The organism is Neisseria sp. P0021.S007 (assembly GCF_051956855.1).
Map to the genome: position 1 here is coordinate 1 of NZ_JBQCXA010001002.1, position 551 is coordinate 551.

Annotated in this window: 1 pseudogene; it reads left to right on the plus strand. The window is 48.3% G+C overall.

The window, feature by feature from the left end:
* A pseudogene (locus ACTHUR_RS17200) lies at positions 1-551 on the plus strand (glucose-6-phosphate dehydrogenase); the annotation flags it as partial.

Below are 551 nucleotides of genomic sequence, written 5' to 3' on the forward strand. Positions count from 1 at the left end.
GTGGAACAACAAATATATTGAAAGTGTACAGCTGACCATCGCCGAGCAGTTGGGCGTGGAAGAACGCGGCGAGTTTTACGACATTACCGGCGCGTTGCGCGATATGGTGCAAAACCACTTGATGCAAATGCTTTGTATGACTGCCATGGAAGCACCGGCGAGCTTGGATGCGGATGCCGTACGCGACGAGAAAGTAAAAGTCATTAAATCGCTGAAACCGCTGACCATCGAATCCGTCAACGAAAATGTTATTCGCGGCCAATATGTTGCAGCAAACGGCATGAACGGCTATCTGGAAGAAGTCGATGTACCGAAAGACAGCTTCACTGAAACCTATGTTGCCATCAAAGCCGAAATTGAAAACGAGCGTTGGAAAGGCGTACCTTTCTACCTACGTACCGGCAAACGCATGGCAGGAAAAGTGGCGGAAATCGTGTTGAACTTCCATCCGCTGCAAAACCATATTTTTGACAACAGCCAACCTGCGCCGAATCGTTTGGTTATTGAACTACAACCGACCGAATCCGTCCGCCTTTACACTCAAGTAAAAA